This window comes from Citrobacter sp. MGH104 (assembly GCF_001034485.1).
In the GTDB taxonomy this organism is placed as follows: Bacteria; Pseudomonadota; Gammaproteobacteria; order Enterobacterales; family Enterobacteriaceae; genus Citrobacter; species Citrobacter freundii.
This window is the reverse complement of the sequence record NZ_KQ089818.1, coordinates 3,822,859-3,840,331: the sequence shown is the minus strand read 5'-3', so window position 1 is coordinate 3,840,331 and position 17,473 is coordinate 3,822,859. Positions and strand designations below refer to the sequence as shown.

Genomic DNA, 17,473 nt, shown 5'->3' with positions numbered 1-17,473 from the left:
TCCCCGATGCCCGGATTCCGGGCATCGCCTTTATGAATCAGGCAGTAACGTCTGGGCTCCCATTTGCAGAGCAATAACCGTCCCGTTCATCACTATATGCAGCATGATCGGCATCAACAGGCCGTTGCTTTTCAGTCTGGCGATGATCAAAACCTGCGACACAAGAAACAACATCAGCAACGTACGTAGATCCACATACTGCGTATGCATGATGGCAAAAATGACCGATACCACCACTGACGACAGCCAGGTTTTATTATTGAACCAGTACTGGAACGCGTTGAATAAACAGCCTCTGAAAACAATTTCTTCATAAACTGGCGCAATAAATATCAGAGTCAACGTAGATAACCACAATGCGTAACTACTTAAGGATATTTGGCTGGTCACCCACGCTTCAGTTTGTCTGAGACCCAAAATCAATGGCAGGATAAGCTGAATAAACAGCAGCGCCGCGAACAAAATGGTAAACCACCTGGCGTTGAAAATGCCTTTGCCCAGCCCCTCTCTTTTTCTGAAGAAGAAGTAATACAGCGGAACCAGCACAACAAATTCCAATGCAAACAACAGCGGGAAAAGTAGCCCTTTGGCAAGCAGGTCCTGACTCGCGGGGAAAAACAACGGGGTAAACGTGAGGCCAAACATCAGTAAAAACATTGAAAAGCAGCCAGCTACTGCTTTGGTCCTGGCTATATACAGGTTGTCGGCATCCTGTGACATACAATCTCCTTGCGCTCATCGAAGATAAGTTGATGAATTACCGATACATGATAAAAATTCTCATTATCACTGACAACCTACCAACTTTTACGCAATGCCCATTGGGGCAATGCCAAAACCCTCTTTACTCCGGAACTTCACCGTCAACTACTCAGGGGAGAATCCGCCAGCGGCAACGAAAAACGGAAGCAGGCCCCTGCCGTTGAGCTAACCAGGCTGATATCCCCTCCATGCAGCTCGAGCATTCTACGCACGATCAGTAAGCCCAAGCCGCCGCGCTCAGCCCTCTGCTCACGGGGAACTAACGCGGTCGGGCGCTGAAACAATACTTCTCGCACAGCTTCTTCTACCCCAGGCCCGCTGTCCTGCACTTCGGCTAATAAACGGTCTGCATCACGCCAGACTTTTAGCCGCACTTCACCTCCGTCAGGCGTATGACGGATAGCGTTATCCAGCAGATTCGTCACAACTCTTTCTATCATCGATAAATCGGCATTCACCAGCGGTAACGGCCCCATTACGTCAAGGTGCAACTGCAAATGACGCGTGGCAACAGGGAGATCAAATTTCTGTGCCACATCCTGGATCAATTCACCAATAGCAAAACGTTCACGCTGCGGTTTTATACCGCCATGCTCCAGTCTTGCCAGCTCAAACAGCTGTTGTGACAGATGACGAACTTTATGTCCCTGGCGCAGCGCGATACTAAGATAATGCCGGTTTTCCTCCGGCGTCATCGTATCGGCTTTCAGCGACAGCATTTCCAGATACCCCAGCAATGAAGTCAGCGGCGTGCGTAAATCGTGCGAAATATTGGCTATAAACTCTCTGCGCTGACGATCGCTGTCCGCTAATAGATCCCACTGCTGCGCAATTTTCTGCGCTAACTCGATAAACGCATTGTTCAACAACGCAATTTCATTTGCCGGGGCTGGATCGGGATTTTTTTGCGCCAGCTGTTTGATGACGCTAATGCTGTCCTGTTCCAGTTTGACCACCTGCCCAGTCAACCTTTTCACTGGATTCGTCACCCATCGCCACACCAGAAAACCTGCCATTCCGCCGGCTAATAAAACCAGTATTAACGTCCAGGCCACGGTATTCCAGAGCGTTTTTTGCCAGGCGGTATTCGCCAACATATTCAGATCTTCGCCCTGCAGAATAATGTACAAATAGCCATGCAGCTCACCGTTATATAAAACCGGCGCGGCGCTGAATACCTTTTGCTGGCTGCTGCGCGGATCGTTGCCATATACGGGCAACGCATCTGAGTTAAGGAAATCCTGAATCGGCTGCACGCTAATTTTCTGCCGCTGGATATGCCCCGGCGGTGCGGCATCAGCGAGTATTTCACCTGATGGTGAAAGCAGATACAGCTCCACGCTGGGGTTGAGCGTCATCAGGTGATTAAACAATCCTTTTAAGGTCTGGCGATTAACCTGCCCGCTGGCATCAATAAGCGACCCACTTTTGACAATCTTGCTCGCCAGCTCCAGCGAGAGCCTTTGCACCATCGCGTCGCCATATTGTTTGCTACTGCGAACCTGGACAGCACTGACGGCAACCGCACAAATCAGCATAATGGCGGTAAAGACCAGAGTCAGACGCTGGCTCAGCGACAGGCGATAAATCATGGCTGATGCTCCGCATTAACCGCAGCAAGCTTATAGCCTCGTCCCCAAACCGTGAGAATAATTTCCGGCTCCGCAGCATCCTTTTCAATTTTGGTCCGCAGACGATTAATATGACTGTTCACCGTATGCTCATACCCTTCATGCTGGTAGCCCCACACCTGATCTAACAGCGCCTGGCGCGAAAAGACCTCGCCTGGATGACGGGCGAAAAAATAGAGCAGATCGAATTCTCGCGGTGTCAAATCGAGGGATTTACCATGCAGCCGAACTTCCCGGGCTAAAGGGTCAATCTCTACGCCATGAACGGTGATAATCCCCGCCTCCATACGCAGGTTCTGACTCATCGCTTCCTGACGGCGAAACAACGCCTTCACCCGAGCCATCAACTCCAGCACCGAGAAAGGCTTGGCCAGATAATCATCGGCCCCCATTTCCAACCCCAATACACGGTGCGTTTCGCTGGTCCGGGCGCTGATAATAATAACGGGCAAATAAAAACTCATTTGGCGAATGCGACGACAAATCTCCAGCCCGTCGACACCTGGCAGCATCAAATCGAGGATAACGGCATCCCAAACGTGTTTCTCCAGTTGTTCAAGCGCTCGCGTGCCGTCCGCTTCATGAACTATCTCGTAACCCTCATCCTTCAGGCTAAGCTGCAAAAGTGAGGCAATATCGCTGTCATCTTCCACCAAAAATATCTTTTTCGCGCCTGCCATCAGTGTCATCCCCCTCTCGTCGTGCTGAAAGCTTACCTCAGGCAAGGGGCGGAAGTTATCACAAAATTTTTAACTTTTCGTGAGGATCCAGGGATACGCATACGCGCAGTATGTCGTTATAGACACACCAGGCATCAACAGGGAAACGTCGCTTTGTTTTCCTTAACATGAAAATAAAAAGGAAAAGTTATGCAGAAAAAACGTCCACTTCGGGAAGCTGATGTTACAGCCGAATCAGTTTTTTTTATGCAACGACGACAAATCCTCAAAGCGCTTGGGATAGGCGCGGCGGCGGCCACGCTGCCTTCCCCTACACAGGCTAATTTGTTGGATTGGTTTAAAGGCAACGATCGTCCACCAGCACCCGCAGGCAAAGCGCTCGAATTTACAAAGCCCGAGCGCTGGCAAAACAGTCTGTCTCTGACGCCAGAAGACAAGGTGACGGGCTACAACAATTTCTATGAATTTGGTCTGGATAAAGCAGATCCTGCCGCCAATGCCGGTAGTCTGAAAACCGATCCCTGGACATTAACGATCAACGGAGAGGTCAACAAACCTTTAACCTTGGATCATGATGCGCTGACCACTCGCTTTCCGTTAGAAGAGCGTATTTACCGGATGCGTTGCGTTGAAGCATGGTCGATGGTTGTGCCGTGGGTCGGATTTCCTTTGCATAAATTATTGGCGCTGGTTGAGCCAACCAGTCACGCCAAATACGTCGCCTTTGAAACTCGCTACGCCCCTGATGAAATGCCCGGCCAGAAAGATCGCTTCATTGGCGGTGGGTTAAAATATCCCTATGTTGAAGGTCTGCGTTTGGATGAAGCCATGCATCCGCTAACACTGCTGACCGTAGGCGTATATGGCAAAGCATTGCCGCCGCAAAATGGGGCGCCGATACGTCTGACCGTACCCTGGAAGTACGGCTTCAAGGGCATTAAATCGATAGTCAGTATTACGCTGACGCGTGAGCAGCCGCCGACGACCTGGAATATGTCAGCACCGAATGAATACGGTTTTTACGCCAACGTAAATCCGCAGGTCGATCACCCTCGTTGGTCTCAGGCTACTGAACGGTTTATCGGTTCGGGTGGCATTCTTGATGTGCAGCGACAGCCCACGTTACCTTTTAATGGTTATGCCGATGAGGTGGCATCGTTATATCGGGGTATGGATCTTCGGGAGTATTTTTAGTGAGATTGACTGCAAAACAGATAACCGGCCTGAAAGTGCTGCTGCATCTCGCCGGTTTTTTACCCCTGCTATGGCTCTTTTGGGCCGCGCAGCATGGCGGGTTGGGTGCCGACCCGGGAAAAGATATCCAGCACTTTACGGGTATTACCGCGCTAAAGTTTTTGCTTGCTACTTTGCTGGTATCCCCGCTTGCACGCTATGCAAAGCAGCCTTTGTTGTTTCGTACCCGGCGGTTGTTAGGTTTATGGTGCTTTGCATGGGCCACACTGCATATGGTCAGCTATGCTCTGCTGGAACTGGGTATACAAAATCTGGGATTGTTGGGTCGTGAACTGGTTTCACGCCCATGGCTAACCCTGGGCATGACCGGTTGGATTATCTTATTCCTGTTGACGTTGACCTCCACGCAAGCCGCGCAGCGTAAAATGGGTAAACGCTGGCAAACATTGCACAACTACGTCTACCTGACCGCCATATTGCTACCGCTGCATTACCTGTGGTCGGTAAAAGTGTTATCACCGCTCCCTATTATCTACGCCATCTGTTTTGTGGTTCTGTTGGCTTTTCGCTATAAAAAACTTTTACGAAAAACCAGGTATAAAGGTGTGTTTATGAAAAGTGAGTGAATCACGGTAAACTTCTTAACCACACCTAAACAGAACGAGAACAAAAAATGAGTAACAATGATAATTACCATCAGCTCACCCGCACGTTCCAGCGGCTCTCTCGCTTCTCCCACCTCTCGGCAATCGCCAGTTGGGACATGTTTACCATGATGCCGTCAGGAGGAAGCAAAGCCCGCGGCGAAGCGCTGGCCGAGCTGAGCGTGCTTGAACACCAACTGTTAACCGATCCGAAAGTGGCAATGTGGATCTCCGCAGCACAACACGAAGACCTCAACGATGTAGAACAGGCGAACCTGCGCGAAATGTCGCGACTGCATCACCAGGCATCCTTGTTGCCGGAATCGTTGGTAGAAGCAAAATCACTTGCGGGAAGCCGCTGCGAGCATGCCTGGCGTAGCCAGCGACCGGCAAATGACTGGGAAGGATTTTCCGAAAACCTGAAAGAGGTTGTGAAGTATAGCCGCGAAGAAGCCCGACTGCGCGCAGAAGCTAAAGGTTGTTCGCCGTATGACGCGTTACTGGACATCTTTGAACCGGGGGTGACCAGCGCGCAGTTGGACAACCTTTTCGCGGACGTTAAAACCTGGCTTCCCGATCTGCTAAACAAGGTAGTGGCAAAGCAGTCTCAACAGTCGCTCATCGCCCCGGTAGGCCCCTTCCCAACAGCTGTACAGCGAGAGTTGGGTCTTGAAACAATGGCACAGCTAGGTTTCGACTTTACCGCTGGTCGGCTGGATATCAGTGCACATCCCTTCTGTGGCGGCGTACCAGAAGATGTTCGCATTACCACCCGCTATGATGAAAACGAATTGCTCAGCGCGCTGTTTGGCGTGATCCATGAAACCGGTCACGCCCGCTATGAGCAAAATCTTCCGCGTAACTGGTCAGGGCAACCTATCGCTCTGGCACGCTCAACCGCCATTCATGAGTCCCAGAGTCTGTTCTTTGAGATGCAACTGGGACGCAGTAAAGCCTTTCTGACACGGTTAATTCCTGCTGTAACGCACTACTTTGGCGATCAGGCTGCATTTGAAGAAAGCAATTTCATCGCCTGGAACCAGCAGGTCAAACCCGGGTTTATCCGTGTTGATGCCGACGAGGTGAGTTATCCCGCTCACGTGATCCTGCGTTATGAAATCGAACGTGCGCTCATTAATGGCGATATTGAAGTGGATGATATCCCGGCATTGTGGAATGAGAAAATGCAGGCCTGGCTGGGGCTGTCAACGATCGGAAACTATCGTAACGGTTGTATGCAGGATATTCACTGGACCGACGGCGGCTTTGGCTACTTCCCTTCCTATACCTTGGGCGCTATGTATGCGGCGCAGTTGTTCAGTGCCGCTAACCACGCATTACCTGATTTGAATCAGTCTATTGCGCAAGGTGAGTTTGGTCCCCTGTTTGACTGGTTACGTCAGAACATCTGGCAGCATGGCAGCCGTTTCACAACTGAACAGCTTATTACCCAGGCCACCGGAGAGCCGCTTAGCAGCCGTTATTTCCGCGCCCACCTGGAAGCCCGCTATTTGTAATCTCATACCGTGAGTCATTGTACATATCGTTACACGCCGATACCAATGACTCACGGAAGCCCTGTGATTACAGCGATATAGTTATTTCAACGGCCCCGCAGTGGGGTTGAATGAAAAACCAAATCGAGGGTATGAGAATGAAAAAAGTATTAGCTCTGGTTGTTGCCGCTGCTATGGGTCTGTCTTCTGCTGCATTTGCTGCTGAAACAACTGCTACAACCGCTCCGGCTGCTGCAGCAACCACTAAAGCTGCGCCGGCAAAAACCACGCATCATAAAAAACAGCACAAAGCAGCACCGCAGAAAGCACAGGCTGCCAAGAAACACGCTAAAAAATCCACCACAAAACCGGCTGTAGAACAGAAAGCACCAGAGCAGAAAGCTCAGGCTGCTAAAAAACACACCAAAAAAGCTGCAACCAAACCAGCTGCAGAACAAAAAGCACCAGAGCAGAAAGCTCAGGCTGCTAAAAAACACACCAAAAAAGCAGTAAAACACGACACTGCTAAACCAGCAGCTCAACCTGCAGCATAACGCATTTGTAGTCACTATGGCGTCCCCCACGCCATAGCATACGGCGCTAGATCGACCTGATGTAGCGCCGCCTTTCGGAGGGTAAAATGGTGTCACATTACCGCTTTGAGTTAATTCTTATTACGCTGATAATTTGCGCCATCATCGCCATGCGTTTTTATCTTGCCTGAATGTAGTTATCTGATTTTACTCCCACTTTCACGTCGTCCCGTCTATAGTATTAACTGAGGGTTTGCTGTTAATAATCATAATTCCCCACCAGAGCGTGATATGCATAAAACCATTGCTGTATTACTGGGTTCACTTTGTTTACTTCCTGTCGTTGCGCATGCGGACAAGCCTGCAACGGACAGCGCTGAAGCAGAAAATATAAAAACGCTGTTTTTTGGTCATGACGATCGCATAAAGGTGACTGACCCTACACAATCGCCGTGGGACGCTATCGGGCAACTGGAAACCGCCAGCGGTAACCTGTGTACCGCCACGCTCATTTCGCCACATCTGGCCCTGACGGCCGGACACTGTTTACTCACCCCCCCGAAAGGTAAGCCGGACAAAGCCGTCGCATTGCGCTTCGTGTCTAAAAAGGGTCTCTGGCGCTATGAAATCCACGACATTGAAGGCCGGGTTGCGCCCTCACTTGCCAAACGTTTAAAAGCCGATGGTGATGGCTGGATAGTGCCGCCTGCCGCAGCCCCGTGGGATTTTGGTCTGGTGGTACTGCGTAATCCGCCGTCTGGCATCACACCGCTGCCACTGTTTGATGGCGACAAGGATGCGTTAACCGCGGCGCTAAAAACTGCAGATCGTAAAGTCACGCAGTCGGGCTATCCGGAAGATCATCTGGACGACCTGTACACACATCAGGATTGTGTGGTGACCGGCTGGGCGCAGAATACCGTCTTGTCACACCAGTGCGACACGCTCCCGGGCGACAGCGGTTCGCCATTGATGTTGCAGACAGAGTCTGGCTGGCAGTTGATTGGTGTGCAAAGCTCCGCTCCAGCAGCCAAAGATCGCTGGCGGGCAGATAATCGCGCCATATCCGTGACCGGTTTTCGCGAGAAGCTGGAAGCGTTAGCGCAGGAATAACACATGCTGCCCGCATTAACGGGCAGCATGGATATCAGGCAAGTTTTATCATTATCATTCCGGCCAGCAGCAGTATCACGCCGATCCAGCCCTTATTATTCAGGCGCTGACCAAACAGCACCCAACCTGCCGCTAACGTCGCGGCAATACCGAATCCACCCCACAGGGCATAAGCCACCGAAAGATCGATACCTTTTACCGCTTGCGACAGCGCGCTAAAGGCCGCTAATACGGCAGCTAACGACAGCACGCCATAAATCTTGCGGCGAAAACCATCGGAAAATTTCAAAAAGACGTTAGCGACGATTTCCAGCACGATAGCCATACCCAGCCAGGCACCGTGAACCCATTCAAACTGTTGCATGGGTCACCTCTTTGCCTGGTTTAACAGGCTTTCGGGTGCCGGATTTAATCAGCACAATGCCGACCACCAGTGAAGCCAGTCCTGCCACCTTCAATGTGGACAAGGTTTCGTCAAATAACAGCACGCTAAACAGCGTAATAAATAAAATACCGATCCCTTCCCACAGGGCATAGGCCACACCAAGGGCAATTTTTTTAACGGCAAAACTGAGAAAAATATACGATAAGGCGATCATTACCAGCATTAAAATAAAGCCCGAATTACCATGGCCGACGCTTGCCCATTTCATTGAAAGCGTACCAGTAATTTCAGCCGCGATGGCCAGACCTAATAATATCCAGTAAAACATGATGCTTCTCCTGCTTGAGAATATAGTCCTTTGGGCCTACTGCATGCAGTAAACCAAAAAATAAAATTAGTTAGCTCAGCGCACAGCGCCAGCTCAGGCAGAAGAAGGGACTAAAGCGCGTTGCGCCAGTGTTGCTCACCCGCAAGCAAGAAAGTGGAAGAGGTACGAAGAAGTGAAGGTAAACGCAAAAACATCCTGAACATATTGTCCATAATATTACAATTATCCGCAGTGTTGCTTCTCATCATCGCGGATGATAATTGTCCTCGGTAGTTAAACACAGATGATTTGTATCATAGCTTCAATACGAACTCAAAGTCTTTTCACTTCTTTACCTGCCCCGTTTGATTTTTGTTATAACGGCTCGACGCAAATCACACTATTATTCAGATTCAAAAATCAAAAACGCAGGAATACACATGGCGAAACCGATCATCACGCTTAACGGTCTAAAAATAGTCATTATGCTGGGCATGCTGGTTATCATTCTGAGCGGCATTCGCTTTGCCGCAGATATCATCGTCCCCTTTATTCTGGCGTTATTTATAGCCGTTGTGCTGAACCCCGTGGTGCAGCGGATGGTCAAGATTCGCATACCGCGCGTATTTGCGGTGTCATTGCTCATCGTTATTATTGTAATGCTAATGGTACTGCTGTTAGCGTATTTAGGTACATCCTTAAATGAGCTTGCGCGTACGCTACCGCAATATCGCTCTTCACTGGTTATTCCACTAAAAAATCTTGAACCATGGTTACAACGCGCAGGGATCGGCGTTTCCGTGGATGAGCTCGTCAAATATATCGATCCAAACGCGGCAATGACGCTGGTGACCAATTTGCTGGCGCAGCTTTCGAATGCTATGTCATCGATCTTTTTACTGCTACTGACGGTAGTTTTTATGCTGCTGGAAGTACCGCAACTGCCCAACAAACTAAAACAAATGATGAGTCGCCCCATTGAAGGTATGGCGGCGATTCAACGCGCCATCGACAGCGTATCTCACTATCTGGTGCTTAAAACGGCAATCAGCATTGTGACCGGGTTGGTCGCCTGGGGCATGCTTGCTGCATTGGATGTGCGCTTTGCCTTTGTCTGGGGATTACTGGCCTTCGCCCTGAACTACATCCCTAATATCGGTTCGGTATTGGCGGCCATTCCCCCTATTGCTCAGGTGCTGGTATTTAGCGGCCTTTACGATGCGCTGGTGGTTCTGGCAGGCTATCTGGTCATCAACCTGGTATTCGGGAATATCCTCGAGCCGCGGATCATGGGGCGTGGACTTGGACTGTCTACGCTGGTGGTTTTTTTGTCGTTAATCTTCTGGGGCTGGCTGCTCGGCCCTGTTGGGATGCTGCTTTCTGTTCCGCTAACCATCATTGTGAAAATCGCGCTAGAGCAGACCAATGGCGGTCAAAGCATTGCGGTGTTACTGAGCGATCTCAACAAAGAGTAAAATGCAAAACGGCCTCCGCAGAGGCCGTCTTAGTTTTCACTGACGATTACAACGCTTTCAGAATCGCATCCACGCTGGCTTTGGCATCGCCAAACAGCATATGAGTGTTTTCTTTAAAGAACAGCGGGTTCTGCACACCAGCATAGCCCGTGTTCATCGAACGTTTGAACACGATGACGTTCTGCGCTTTCCATACTTCAAGCACCGGCATACCGGCGATCGGGCTGTTCGGGTCATCCTGCGCCGCCGGGTTTACCGTATCGTTGGCACCAATCACCAGCACGGTATCGGTATCGGCGAAATCATCGTTGATCTCGTCCATTTCCAGCACGATGTCATAAGGGACTTTGGCTTCCGCCAGCAGTACGTTCATATGACCGGGCAAACGCCCTGCTACTGGGTGAATACCGAAGCGCACTTTGATGCCGCGTGCGCGCAGTTTCTCAGTGATTTCCGCGACCGGATACTGTGCCTGAGCCACTGCCATGCCGTAGCCCGGGGTGATGATCACGGAGTGCGAGTTCTTCAGCATTTCTGCTGTGTCTTCCGCAGTAATCTCACGGTGCTCACCGACTTCTTCATCTGATCCAGTAGAAGAACCGTCAGAACCAAAGCCACCTGCAATAACGCTGAAAAATGAACGGTTCATCGCCTTACACATAATGTAAGACAGGATCGCACCAGAAGAACCGACCAGCGCACCGGTAACGATCAGCAGATCGTTGCTCAGCATAAAGCCCGCCGCCGCCGCAGCCCATCCTGAATAGGAGTTGAGCATTGAAACGACCACCGGCATATCCGCACCACCGATGGAGGCCACCAGATGCCAGCCAAAAGCCAGTGCAATTATGGTCATCACCAGCAGCGCCAGAACCTGCAGGCCCACGCTTTCGGTACGGACAAATACCACCAGCAGCAGGAAAGAAACAACCAGCGCCGCCAGATTCATTTTGTGACGATTCGGCAGCATCAGCGGTTTAGAGGAGATCTTGCCGCGCAGTTTGCCAAAGGCCACCACAGAACCGGTAAAGGTTACCGCACCGATGAAGATACCCAGGAACACTTCCGTCAGGTGAATGTTCACCAGAATCGGCTCCAGGCCCGTGTCGTGATACAGGTAGCTGTTGAAGCCCACCAGTACCGCTGCCAGACCAACGAAGCTGTGCAGAATTGCCACCAGCTCCGGCATCTCGGTCATCTCAACTTTTTTCGCCAGACGAATACCAATCGCGCCGCCGATGATCATCGCCACCAGGATCCACGCAACGTTGCCGGTATCCGGGCCAAAAATCGTGGCAATCAGCGCAATCGCCATCCCGGCGATACCGTAGTTGTTACCCTGCTGAGAGGTTTCGTGTTTCGAAAGCCCCGCCAGACTAAAAATAAACAGGATAGCGGCAACAATGTATGCAGCTGTAACTAATCCTCCAGACATATGTTACCCCTTAGTTTTTCCGGAACATTTTCAGCATGCGCTGAGTCACGGTGAAGCCACCGAAAATATTAATGCTGGCAATAAGCACCGCGATAAAGCTCAGGAAACTCACCCAGCCACCCTGGCCAATTTGCAATAACGCCCCAACCACGATAATCCCTGAGATGGCGTTAGTCACAGACATCAACGGAGTATGCAACGCATGTGACACATTCCAGACCACGTAGTAACCCACCACGCAGGAAAGCGCGAACACCGTAAAGTGACCAAGGAACTCTTTCGGCGCAACGTCAGCGAGCCAGCCAAACAAAATCACCACCAGCGCCATCAGCGCATATTTGCGCCACGGAGAGACAGGTTTTTTCTCTTCTTTCGGTGCAGGTGCGGCTTTTTGCGCAGCCTGCGGCTGAGCAGAAACCTGGATAGGTGGCGCAGGCCAGGTGATTTCACCCTCGCGAACCACCGTGACACCGCGAACAACCACGTCGTCAAAATCGACGGTGATATTGCCGTCTTTCTCTTTGCACAACAGTTTGAGCAGGTTGACGAGGTTGGTGCCGTAAAGCTGGGAAGATTGCGTTGGCAAACGGCCAGGCAGGTCGGTATAGCCGATAACCTTCACCCCGTTCTCGGTGGTTGTCACCTGATTAGGCACGGTATATTCGCAGTTACCGCCGTTTTGCGCGGCAAGATCGACAATTACGCTGCCCGCTTTCATCGAATCGACCATTTCACGGGTGATCAGTTTCGGGGCCGGTTTGCCCGGGATCAGCGCAGTGGTAACAATAATGTCGACGTCTTTCGCCTGTGCAGCGAAGAGTTCCATTTCGGCTTTGATGAACGCCTCGGACATCACTTTGGCATAGCCATCACCGCTGCCCGCTTCTTCTTTAAAGTCCAGTTCAAGGAACTCGGCGCCCATACTCTGCACTTGTTCCTTCACTTCCGGACGGGTATCAAAAGCACGCACGATAGCGCCCAGGCTGTTTGCCGCACCGATCGCCGCAAGACCTGCCACACCCGCACCAATCACCATGACCTTGGCAGGTGGAACCTTGCCTGCGGCGGTGATCTGGCCGGTGAAGAAGCGACCGAATTCATGTGCAGCTTCAACAATAGCGCGATACCCGGCGATGTTCGCCATTGAGCTCAAAGCATCCAGCGACTGTGCGCGCGAAATACGCGGCACGGAGTCCATCGCCATAACTGTCACGTTTCGCTCTGCAAGCTTTTGCAACAGTTCAGGGTTTTGCGCGGGCCAAAGAAAACTCACCAGCGTCGTGCCCGGATTGAGTAACGGAATTTCCGCCTCCTCCGGCGCATTGACCTTCAGGATGATCTCTGACTGCCAGACTGCATTTCCATCAACAATTTCTGCGCCTGCTTGTACAAACGCCTTATCGTCAAAACTCGCCAGTTGACCTGCACCGCTTTCAACCGCGACGCTGAAACCTAACTTAAGCAGCTGCTCAACCGTCTTCGGCGTGGCTGCAACGCGGGTTTCATTGGTTAACCGTTCTCTTGGTATGCCAATTCGCATAATGTTCCCTTCCATCTGTAATTATGATGATGGTTTATCAATGTTCGCACGAGGCATGCGCGCACTCTCGAGAGAGGTCAGTGTTACCTCAATAAAATAAAACAGTAACAAACTCTGTATAACCTACTGAAAATGACGCCTGTGATCTAGCGCCAAAAAACAGTATTTATTATGAAATTCGCAAAATAGAGATGAATCGAACCTCAGACAGATAAAATGCCCTAAAAATAGCCCACAAAGGCTGATAATTCGCTTAAGCGAAGCGGCAAAACATGATTACGTACCTGCCAAAAACAATTAATTAACATTAAATTAACTTATGAAATTCAACTGCTTTATCAGTTTTGGTCACCAAACGCCGAATTTTTCGGCATATCACAAAATGTTATCGATGTTGTTAAGCCAGGTGGCACGATGAGTGAAAAATGACGCAGACACTGACGCAATTTAAATGCAATAATCAGCGACGTTTCTAGTCAATAACAATACCAGTACCTGGTTTGCGCAAGGCGAAGGATTATTTTTATGAAGCTTAAGAACACTCTCCTGGCGTCCGCACTTATTTCTGCGACTGCTTTTTCTGTCAATGCAGCGACAGAATTGACGCCGGAGCAAGCGGCTGCCCTGAAACCCTATGACCGCATTGTGGTCACCGGTCGTTTTAATGCTATCGGTGATGCAGTTGCTGCCGTATCACGCCGTGCAGATAAAGACGGTGCAGCCTCCTTTTATGTTGTTGATACTTCAGATTTTGGCAGCGGCGGTAACTGGCGCGTTGTTGCCGACGTCTATAAAGCTGACGCTGAAAAAGCGGAAGCGTCAAAAAACCGTATCATTAACGGCGTTATGGAATTGCCTAAAGATCAGGCCGTTCTGATTGAACCTTACGATACCGTTACGGTACAGGGTTTCTACCGTAGCCAGCCTGAAGTAAACGATGCAATCACCAAAGCTGCGAGAGAGAAAGGTGCATATTCCTTCTATATCGTGCGCCAGGTCGATGCCAACCAGGGCGGCAACCAGCGTATTACCGCATTCATCTACAAAGCTGATGCGAAAAAACGCGTCGTGCAAAGCCCTGATGCAATCCCAGCAGATTCTGATGCCGGACGCGCCGCATTAGCAGCAGGTGGCGAAGCCGCGAAGAAAGTTGAGATCCCAGGCGTTGCGACTACCGCTTCTCCGAGTGCTGAAGTCGGTCGCTTCTTCGAAACGCAATCCACCAAAGGCGGACGTTACACTGTCACGCTACCGGATGGAACCAAAGTTGAAGAACTGAACAAAGCGACCGCCGCCATGATGGTACCGTTCGACAGCATCAAGTTCACCGGTAACTACGGCAACATGACGGAAGTTTCTTATCAGGTAGCAAAACGCGCTGCGAAAAAAGGCGCGAAGTATTATCACATCACCCGCCAGTGGTCAGAACGTGGTAACAACGTGACAATCAGCGCCGATCTGTATAAGTAATACCCAATGTATTATCAGGTCTACAGTCCTTGTAGACCTGATAATTTCGCGCAGTTCTGCTCCCAGACAAAACAAAAACAGCAGTATTAAGACAACTTTTCACACTATTAGTCACAAATCTCTCTATCCCCATTGCATGCATTCTCTTCTCTCCGTAAAATCCCGCGCCTTAGTGGCTTTCACCATTTTTATGCGGTTTGCCAAAATAATTATTCTCTCACTCTCGTTTTTGTAACTGGATACAAATGGAAAAGAAATTGGGTCTGAGCGCACTGACCGCGCTGGTTTTAAGCTCAATGCTCGGCGCTGGCGTTTTCAGCCTGCCACAAAACATGGCGGCAGTAGCCAGCCCGGCTGCATTACTGATTGGTTGGGCGATTACCGGTGCGGGTATTCTTTTGCTCGCCTTTGCCATGCTGATCCTGACGCGTATCCGTCCTGAACTGGATGGCGGTATTTTTACCTATGCGCGTGAAGGTTTTGGCGAGCTGATTGGCTTCTGCTCCGCGTGGGGATACTGGCTGTGTGCCGTTATCGCTAACGTTTCGTATCTGGTCATTGTCTTCTCTGCACTCAGCTTCTTTACCGACACGCCTGAGTTACGTCTGTTTGGCGACGGTAATACCTGGCAGTCGATTGTGGGCGCATCGATGCTGCTGTGGATCGTACACTTCCTTGTGCTGCGTGGTGTGCAAACGGCAGCCAGTATTAACCTGGTCGCGACGCTGGCGAAATTACTGCCGCTGGGTCTGTTTATCGTGCTGGCGTTCATGCTGTTTAAGCTCGACACCTTTACTCTCGATTTTACCGGCGTAGCATTGGGTGTTCCCGTCTGGGAGCAGGTCAAAAACACCATGCTCATCACCTTGTGGGTATTCATCGGTGTGGAAGGCGCGGTGGTGGTTTCTGCCCGTGCCAGAAACAAACGCGATGTCGGACGCGCCACGCTGCTGGCGGTACTTGCCGCACTGGGCGTTTACCTGCTGGTCACCCTGCTGTCTCTGGGCGTTGTCGCACGTCCCGAACTGGCGGAGATCCGTAACCCATCAATGGCCGGTCTGATGGTTAAAATGATGGGACCATGGGGCGAAATTATTATTGCCGCAGGTCTGATTGTTTCCGTGTGCGGCGCCTATCTAAGCTGGACGATTATGGCGGCGGAAGTGCCGTTCCTCGCCTCCACGCACAAAGCGTTTCCGCGCATTTTTGCGCGACAGAACGCGCAAGGCGCGCCATCGGCGTCGCTATGGCTGACCAACATCTGCGTACAGGTCTGCCTGGTGCTGATCTGGCTTACTGGTTCCGACTACAATACGTTATTGACTATCGCCTCAGAGATGATTCTGGTGCCCTATTTGCTGGTCGGCGCATTTCTGTTAAAAATTGCTACCCGTCCGATTCATAAGGCTGTCGGTATCGGGGCGAGTATTTATGGCATATGGTTATTGTATGCGTCAGGTCCGATGCACCTGCTGCTGTCCGTAGTGCTGTATGCGCCAGGACTGCTGGTTTTCCTTTATGCCCGTAAAACGCACGCGCATGAAAACGTATTAAAACGCCAGGAGATGGCGCTGATCGGCCTGCTGCTTGTTGCTGCTGTGCCGGCTACCTGGATGCTGATGGGGTAACGTTATACCCATCGTTCGCGACATATGGAGATTACGATGGGTAAAAAAAACCCTTTGCCAATTCTTATCACCGGAGGTGGTCGTCGTATCGGCCTCGCCGTCGCATGGCACTTTCTGAACCAAAAACAGCCAGTTATCGTCAGCTACCGTACGCACTATCCTGCCATTGACGGCCTGCGAGAAGCGGGCGCGATTTGTATCCCTGCTGACTTTTCCACGGATGAAGGCGTGCTGGCCTTTGCTGATGAGGTCAAAGCTCAGACGGATGGCTTGCGCGCTATTGTGCATAATGCCAGTGCCTGGCTTGCAGAAAAGCCTGGTACACCGCTGACCGATGTGCTGTCAGCCATGATGCAGATTCATGTCAATACGCCCTACCTGCTCAACCATGCACTGGAAGGATTGCTACGCGGTCATGGACACGCGGCCAGCGATATAATCCATTTTACTGATTATGTTGTGGAGCGCGGCAGCGACAAGCACATTGCTTATGCTGCCAGCAAAGCGGCGCTGGATAATATGACCCGCTCGTTCGCGCGCAAACTGGCACCGGAAGTGAAAGTGAACGCGATTGCCCCTTCACTTATCCTGTTTAACGAGGGTGATGATGCAGAGTATCGCCAGCGGGCACTGAACAAATCACTGATGAAAACCGCGCCAGGTGAAAAAGAGGTCATTGATTTAATTGACTATTTGTTAACCAGCTGTTTTGTCACCGGACGTAGTTTTGCCCTTGATGGTGGGCGTCATCTGCGTTAGTGCAGTTTGATCCAACAAAAGATCAGCAACCACGCGCTCAGGCCCCAGCACACCACTGATCCGCCGAGCGCAACGGGTAAGCGCATAAATCCGGTGAAATACCACAGTGAAACGAGGTAGACAAAATAGGGAATAATCGACCACATGCTGAATATGATGGTTGTACGTAACGCCTCGATCCCGCGTTCACTGGCCACGATATAGTGGGCAATCAACGCAAACGTCGGGAACAACGGAATTAATCCGGCAATATAGTAATTCTTTGTTTTCGCCAGCAAGCCAATCAACACCACCACCAGCGCACCGAGCGCCGCTTTTATAACGAGTCCCATCACTCTGCCTTAACACATCAATAACATCAGCCCCTAGCATAACGGAAGCGTTCTTGTTTAGAAAAGATTAATGGAAGGAAAAACCAGGG

At 50.8% G+C, this 17,473-nt stretch carries 18 protein-coding genes; 9 read left to right on the top strand and 9 right to left on the bottom strand.

Going from position 1 to position 17,473, the window contains the following annotated elements; translation table 11 throughout:
* Positions 1–30: 30 nt before the first annotated feature.
* The 3 genes from SK34_RS18135 to SK34_RS18125 all read right to left on the bottom strand — a co-directional run bounded on the left by SK34_RS18135 (position 31) and on the right by SK34_RS18125 (position 3,073).
* Positions 31–720, bottom strand: coding sequence for a CPBP family intramembrane glutamic endopeptidase (locus tag SK34_RS18135; RefSeq protein WP_003028926.1), 690 nt, complete (start codon positions 718–720; stop codon positions 31–33).
* A 143-nt stretch (positions 721–863) separates the two neighbouring features.
* Positions 864–2,354, bottom strand: coding sequence for a sensor histidine kinase (locus SK34_RS18130; RefSeq protein ID WP_048233704.1), 1,491 nt, complete (start codon positions 2,352–2,354; stop codon positions 864–866).
* Entirely contained in the window at positions 2,351–3,073 is a 723-nt protein-coding gene (locus SK34_RS18125; protein WP_003028928.1) for a response regulator transcription factor, read from the bottom strand. Before SK34_RS18125 ends, SK34_RS18130 begins: the two co-directional genes overlap by 4 nt.
* 189 nt (positions 3,074–3,262) lie before the next feature.
* Between SK34_RS18125 and msrP the strand changes: the two genes are divergently transcribed.
* The 5 genes from msrP (at position 3,263) to SK34_RS18100 (ending at position 8,053) form a co-directional block, all read left to right on the top strand.
* Positions 3,263–4,267: a protein-methionine-sulfoxide reductase catalytic subunit MsrP gene (msrP, locus tag SK34_RS18120; RefSeq protein WP_048233701.1), complete on the top strand. Its 1,005-nt coding sequence runs from the start codon at positions 3,263–3,265 to the stop codon at positions 4,265–4,267.
* Entirely contained in the window at positions 4,267–4,893 is a 627-nt protein-coding gene (gene msrQ / locus SK34_RS18115; RefSeq protein ID WP_048233699.1) for a protein-methionine-sulfoxide reductase heme-binding subunit MsrQ, read from the top strand. Before msrP ends, msrQ begins: the two co-directional genes overlap by 1 nt.
* Before the next feature lie 47 nt (positions 4,894–4,940).
* Entirely contained in the window at positions 4,941–6,428 is a 1,488-nt protein-coding gene (locus SK34_RS18110; protein WP_048233697.1) for a carboxypeptidase M32, read from the top strand.
* 137 nt (positions 6,429–6,565) lie between these two features.
* Positions 6,566–6,961, top strand: a complete 396-nt coding sequence (gene asr / locus SK34_RS18105) for an acid resistance repetitive basic protein Asr (RefSeq protein WP_003028934.1) — start codon at positions 6,566–6,568, stop codon at positions 6,959–6,961.
* A gap of 270 nt (positions 6,962–7,231) precedes the next feature.
* Positions 7,232–8,053 carry a trypsin-like serine peptidase gene (locus SK34_RS18100; protein ID WP_003836367.1) on the top strand — a complete coding sequence of 274 codons (822 nt, stop codon included), beginning with the start codon at positions 7,232–7,234 and terminating at the stop codon, positions 8,051–8,053.
* Between the two features lie 34 nt (positions 8,054–8,087).
* Here the strand turns inward: SK34_RS18100 and mdtI are convergent, their stop codons facing one another.
* From mdtI to SK34_RS25215, 3 genes are all read right to left on the bottom strand, one after another.
* A complete protein-coding gene (gene mdtI / locus SK34_RS18095; RefSeq protein WP_003028939.1) occupies positions 8,088–8,417 on the bottom strand; it encodes a multidrug/spermidine efflux SMR transporter subunit MdtI in 330 nt (109 codons plus the stop codon).
* Positions 8,404–8,769, bottom strand: a complete 366-nt coding sequence (mdtJ, locus tag SK34_RS18090) for a multidrug/spermidine efflux SMR transporter subunit MdtJ (protein WP_161799268.1) — start codon at positions 8,767–8,769, stop codon at positions 8,404–8,406. Before mdtJ ends, mdtI begins: the two co-directional genes overlap by 14 nt.
* Positions 8,770–8,876: 107 nt before the next feature.
* Positions 8,877–9,047: a protein YdgV gene (locus SK34_RS25215; protein WP_085951052.1), complete on the bottom strand. Its 171-nt coding sequence runs from the start codon at positions 9,045–9,047 to the stop codon at positions 8,877–8,879.
* A gap of 138 nt (positions 9,048–9,185) precedes the next feature.
* Between SK34_RS25215 and SK34_RS18085 the strand changes: the two genes are divergently transcribed.
* Complete coding sequence (locus SK34_RS18085) at positions 9,186–10,220, top strand: AI-2E family transporter (protein ID WP_016150211.1); 1,035 nt, start codon at positions 9,186–9,188, stop codon at positions 10,218–10,220.
* A 46-nt stretch (positions 10,221–10,266) separates the two neighbouring features.
* Here the strand turns inward: SK34_RS18085 and pntB are convergent, their stop codons facing one another.
* Together pntB and pntA are read right to left on the bottom strand one after the other, a co-directional pair.
* Complete coding sequence (pntB, locus tag SK34_RS18080; RefSeq protein WP_032935797.1) at positions 10,267–11,655, bottom strand: Re/Si-specific NAD(P)(+) transhydrogenase subunit beta; 1,389 nt, start codon at positions 11,653–11,655, stop codon at positions 10,267–10,269.
* A 10-nt stretch (positions 11,656–11,665) separates the two neighbouring features.
* Positions 11,666–13,195: a Re/Si-specific NAD(P)(+) transhydrogenase subunit alpha gene (pntA, locus tag SK34_RS18075; RefSeq protein ID WP_016150210.1), complete on the bottom strand. Its 1,530-nt coding sequence runs from the start codon at positions 13,193–13,195 to the stop codon at positions 11,666–11,668.
* A gap of 525 nt (positions 13,196–13,720) precedes the next feature.
* Here pntA and ydgH point away from each other — a divergent pair.
* The 3 genes from ydgH to folM all read left to right on the top strand — a co-directional run bounded on the left by ydgH (position 13,721) and on the right by folM (position 17,052).
* Entirely contained in the window at positions 13,721–14,665 is a 945-nt protein-coding gene (gene ydgH, locus SK34_RS18070) for a DUF1471 family protein YdgH (RefSeq protein WP_003028946.1), read from the top strand.
* A gap of 245 nt (positions 14,666–14,910) precedes the next feature.
* Positions 14,911–16,293: an amino acid permease gene (locus SK34_RS18065; protein ID WP_016150209.1), complete on the top strand. Its 1,383-nt coding sequence runs from the start codon at positions 14,911–14,913 to the stop codon at positions 16,291–16,293.
* A gap of 36 nt (positions 16,294–16,329) precedes the next feature.
* Positions 16,330–17,052: a dihydromonapterin reductase gene (gene folM / locus SK34_RS18060; RefSeq protein WP_048233695.1), complete on the top strand. Its 723-nt coding sequence runs from the start codon at positions 16,330–16,332 to the stop codon at positions 17,050–17,052.
* On the opposite strand, the gene SK34_RS18055 is transcribed toward folM, so the two are convergent.
* Positions 17,049–17,384, bottom strand: coding sequence for a GlpM family protein (locus tag SK34_RS18055; RefSeq protein WP_003028950.1), 336 nt, complete (start codon positions 17,382–17,384; stop codon positions 17,049–17,051). The genes folM and SK34_RS18055 overlap by 4 nt on opposite strands.
* Between the last annotated feature and the right edge of the window lie 89 nt (positions 17,385–17,473).

What these genes read in the sequence shown, in the direction of transcription:
- SK34_RS18135 (WP_003028926.1), bottom strand. Translation starts at nt 720, where the DNA reads ATGTCACAGGATGCCGACAACCTGTATATAGCCAGGACCAAAGCAGTA.
- SK34_RS18130 (WP_048233704.1), bottom strand. Translation starts at nt 2,354, where the DNA reads ATGATTTATCGCCTGTCGCTGAGCCAGCGTCTGACTCTGGTCTTTACC.
- SK34_RS18125 (WP_003028928.1), bottom strand. Translation starts at nt 3,073, where the DNA reads ATGGCAGGCGCGAAAAAGATATTTTTGGTGGAAGATGACAGCGATATT.
- msrP (WP_048233701.1), top strand. Translation starts at nt 3,263, where the DNA reads ATGCAGAAAAAACGTCCACTTCGGGAAGCTGATGTTACAGCCGAATCA.
- SK34_RS18110 (WP_048233697.1), top strand. Translation starts at nt 4,941, where the DNA reads ATGAGTAACAATGATAATTACCATCAGCTCACCCGCACGTTCCAGCGG.
- asr (WP_003028934.1), top strand. Translation starts at nt 6,566, where the DNA reads ATGAAAAAAGTATTAGCTCTGGTTGTTGCCGCTGCTATGGGTCTGTCT.
- SK34_RS18100 (WP_003836367.1), top strand. Translation starts at nt 7,232, where the DNA reads ATGCATAAAACCATTGCTGTATTACTGGGTTCACTTTGTTTACTTCCT.
- mdtI (WP_003028939.1), bottom strand. Translation starts at nt 8,417, where the DNA reads ATGCAACAGTTTGAATGGGTTCACGGTGCCTGGCTGGGTATGGCTATC.
- SK34_RS18085 (WP_016150211.1), top strand. Translation starts at nt 9,186, where the DNA reads ATGGCGAAACCGATCATCACGCTTAACGGTCTAAAAATAGTCATTATG.
- pntB (WP_032935797.1), bottom strand. Translation starts at nt 11,655, where the DNA reads ATGTCTGGAGGATTAGTTACAGCTGCATACATTGTTGCCGCTATCCTG.
- pntA (WP_016150210.1), bottom strand. Translation starts at nt 13,195, where the DNA reads ATGCGAATTGGCATACCAAGAGAACGGTTAACCAATGAAACCCGCGTT.
- ydgH (WP_003028946.1), top strand. Translation starts at nt 13,721, where the DNA reads ATGAAGCTTAAGAACACTCTCCTGGCGTCCGCACTTATTTCTGCGACT.
- SK34_RS18065 (WP_016150209.1), top strand. Translation starts at nt 14,911, where the DNA reads ATGGAAAAGAAATTGGGTCTGAGCGCACTGACCGCGCTGGTTTTAAGC.
- folM (WP_048233695.1), top strand. Translation starts at nt 16,330, where the DNA reads ATGGGTAAAAAAAACCCTTTGCCAATTCTTATCACCGGAGGTGGTCGT.
- SK34_RS18055 (WP_003028950.1), bottom strand. Translation starts at nt 17,384, where the DNA reads ATGGGACTCGTTATAAAAGCGGCGCTCGGTGCGCTGGTGGTGGTGTTG.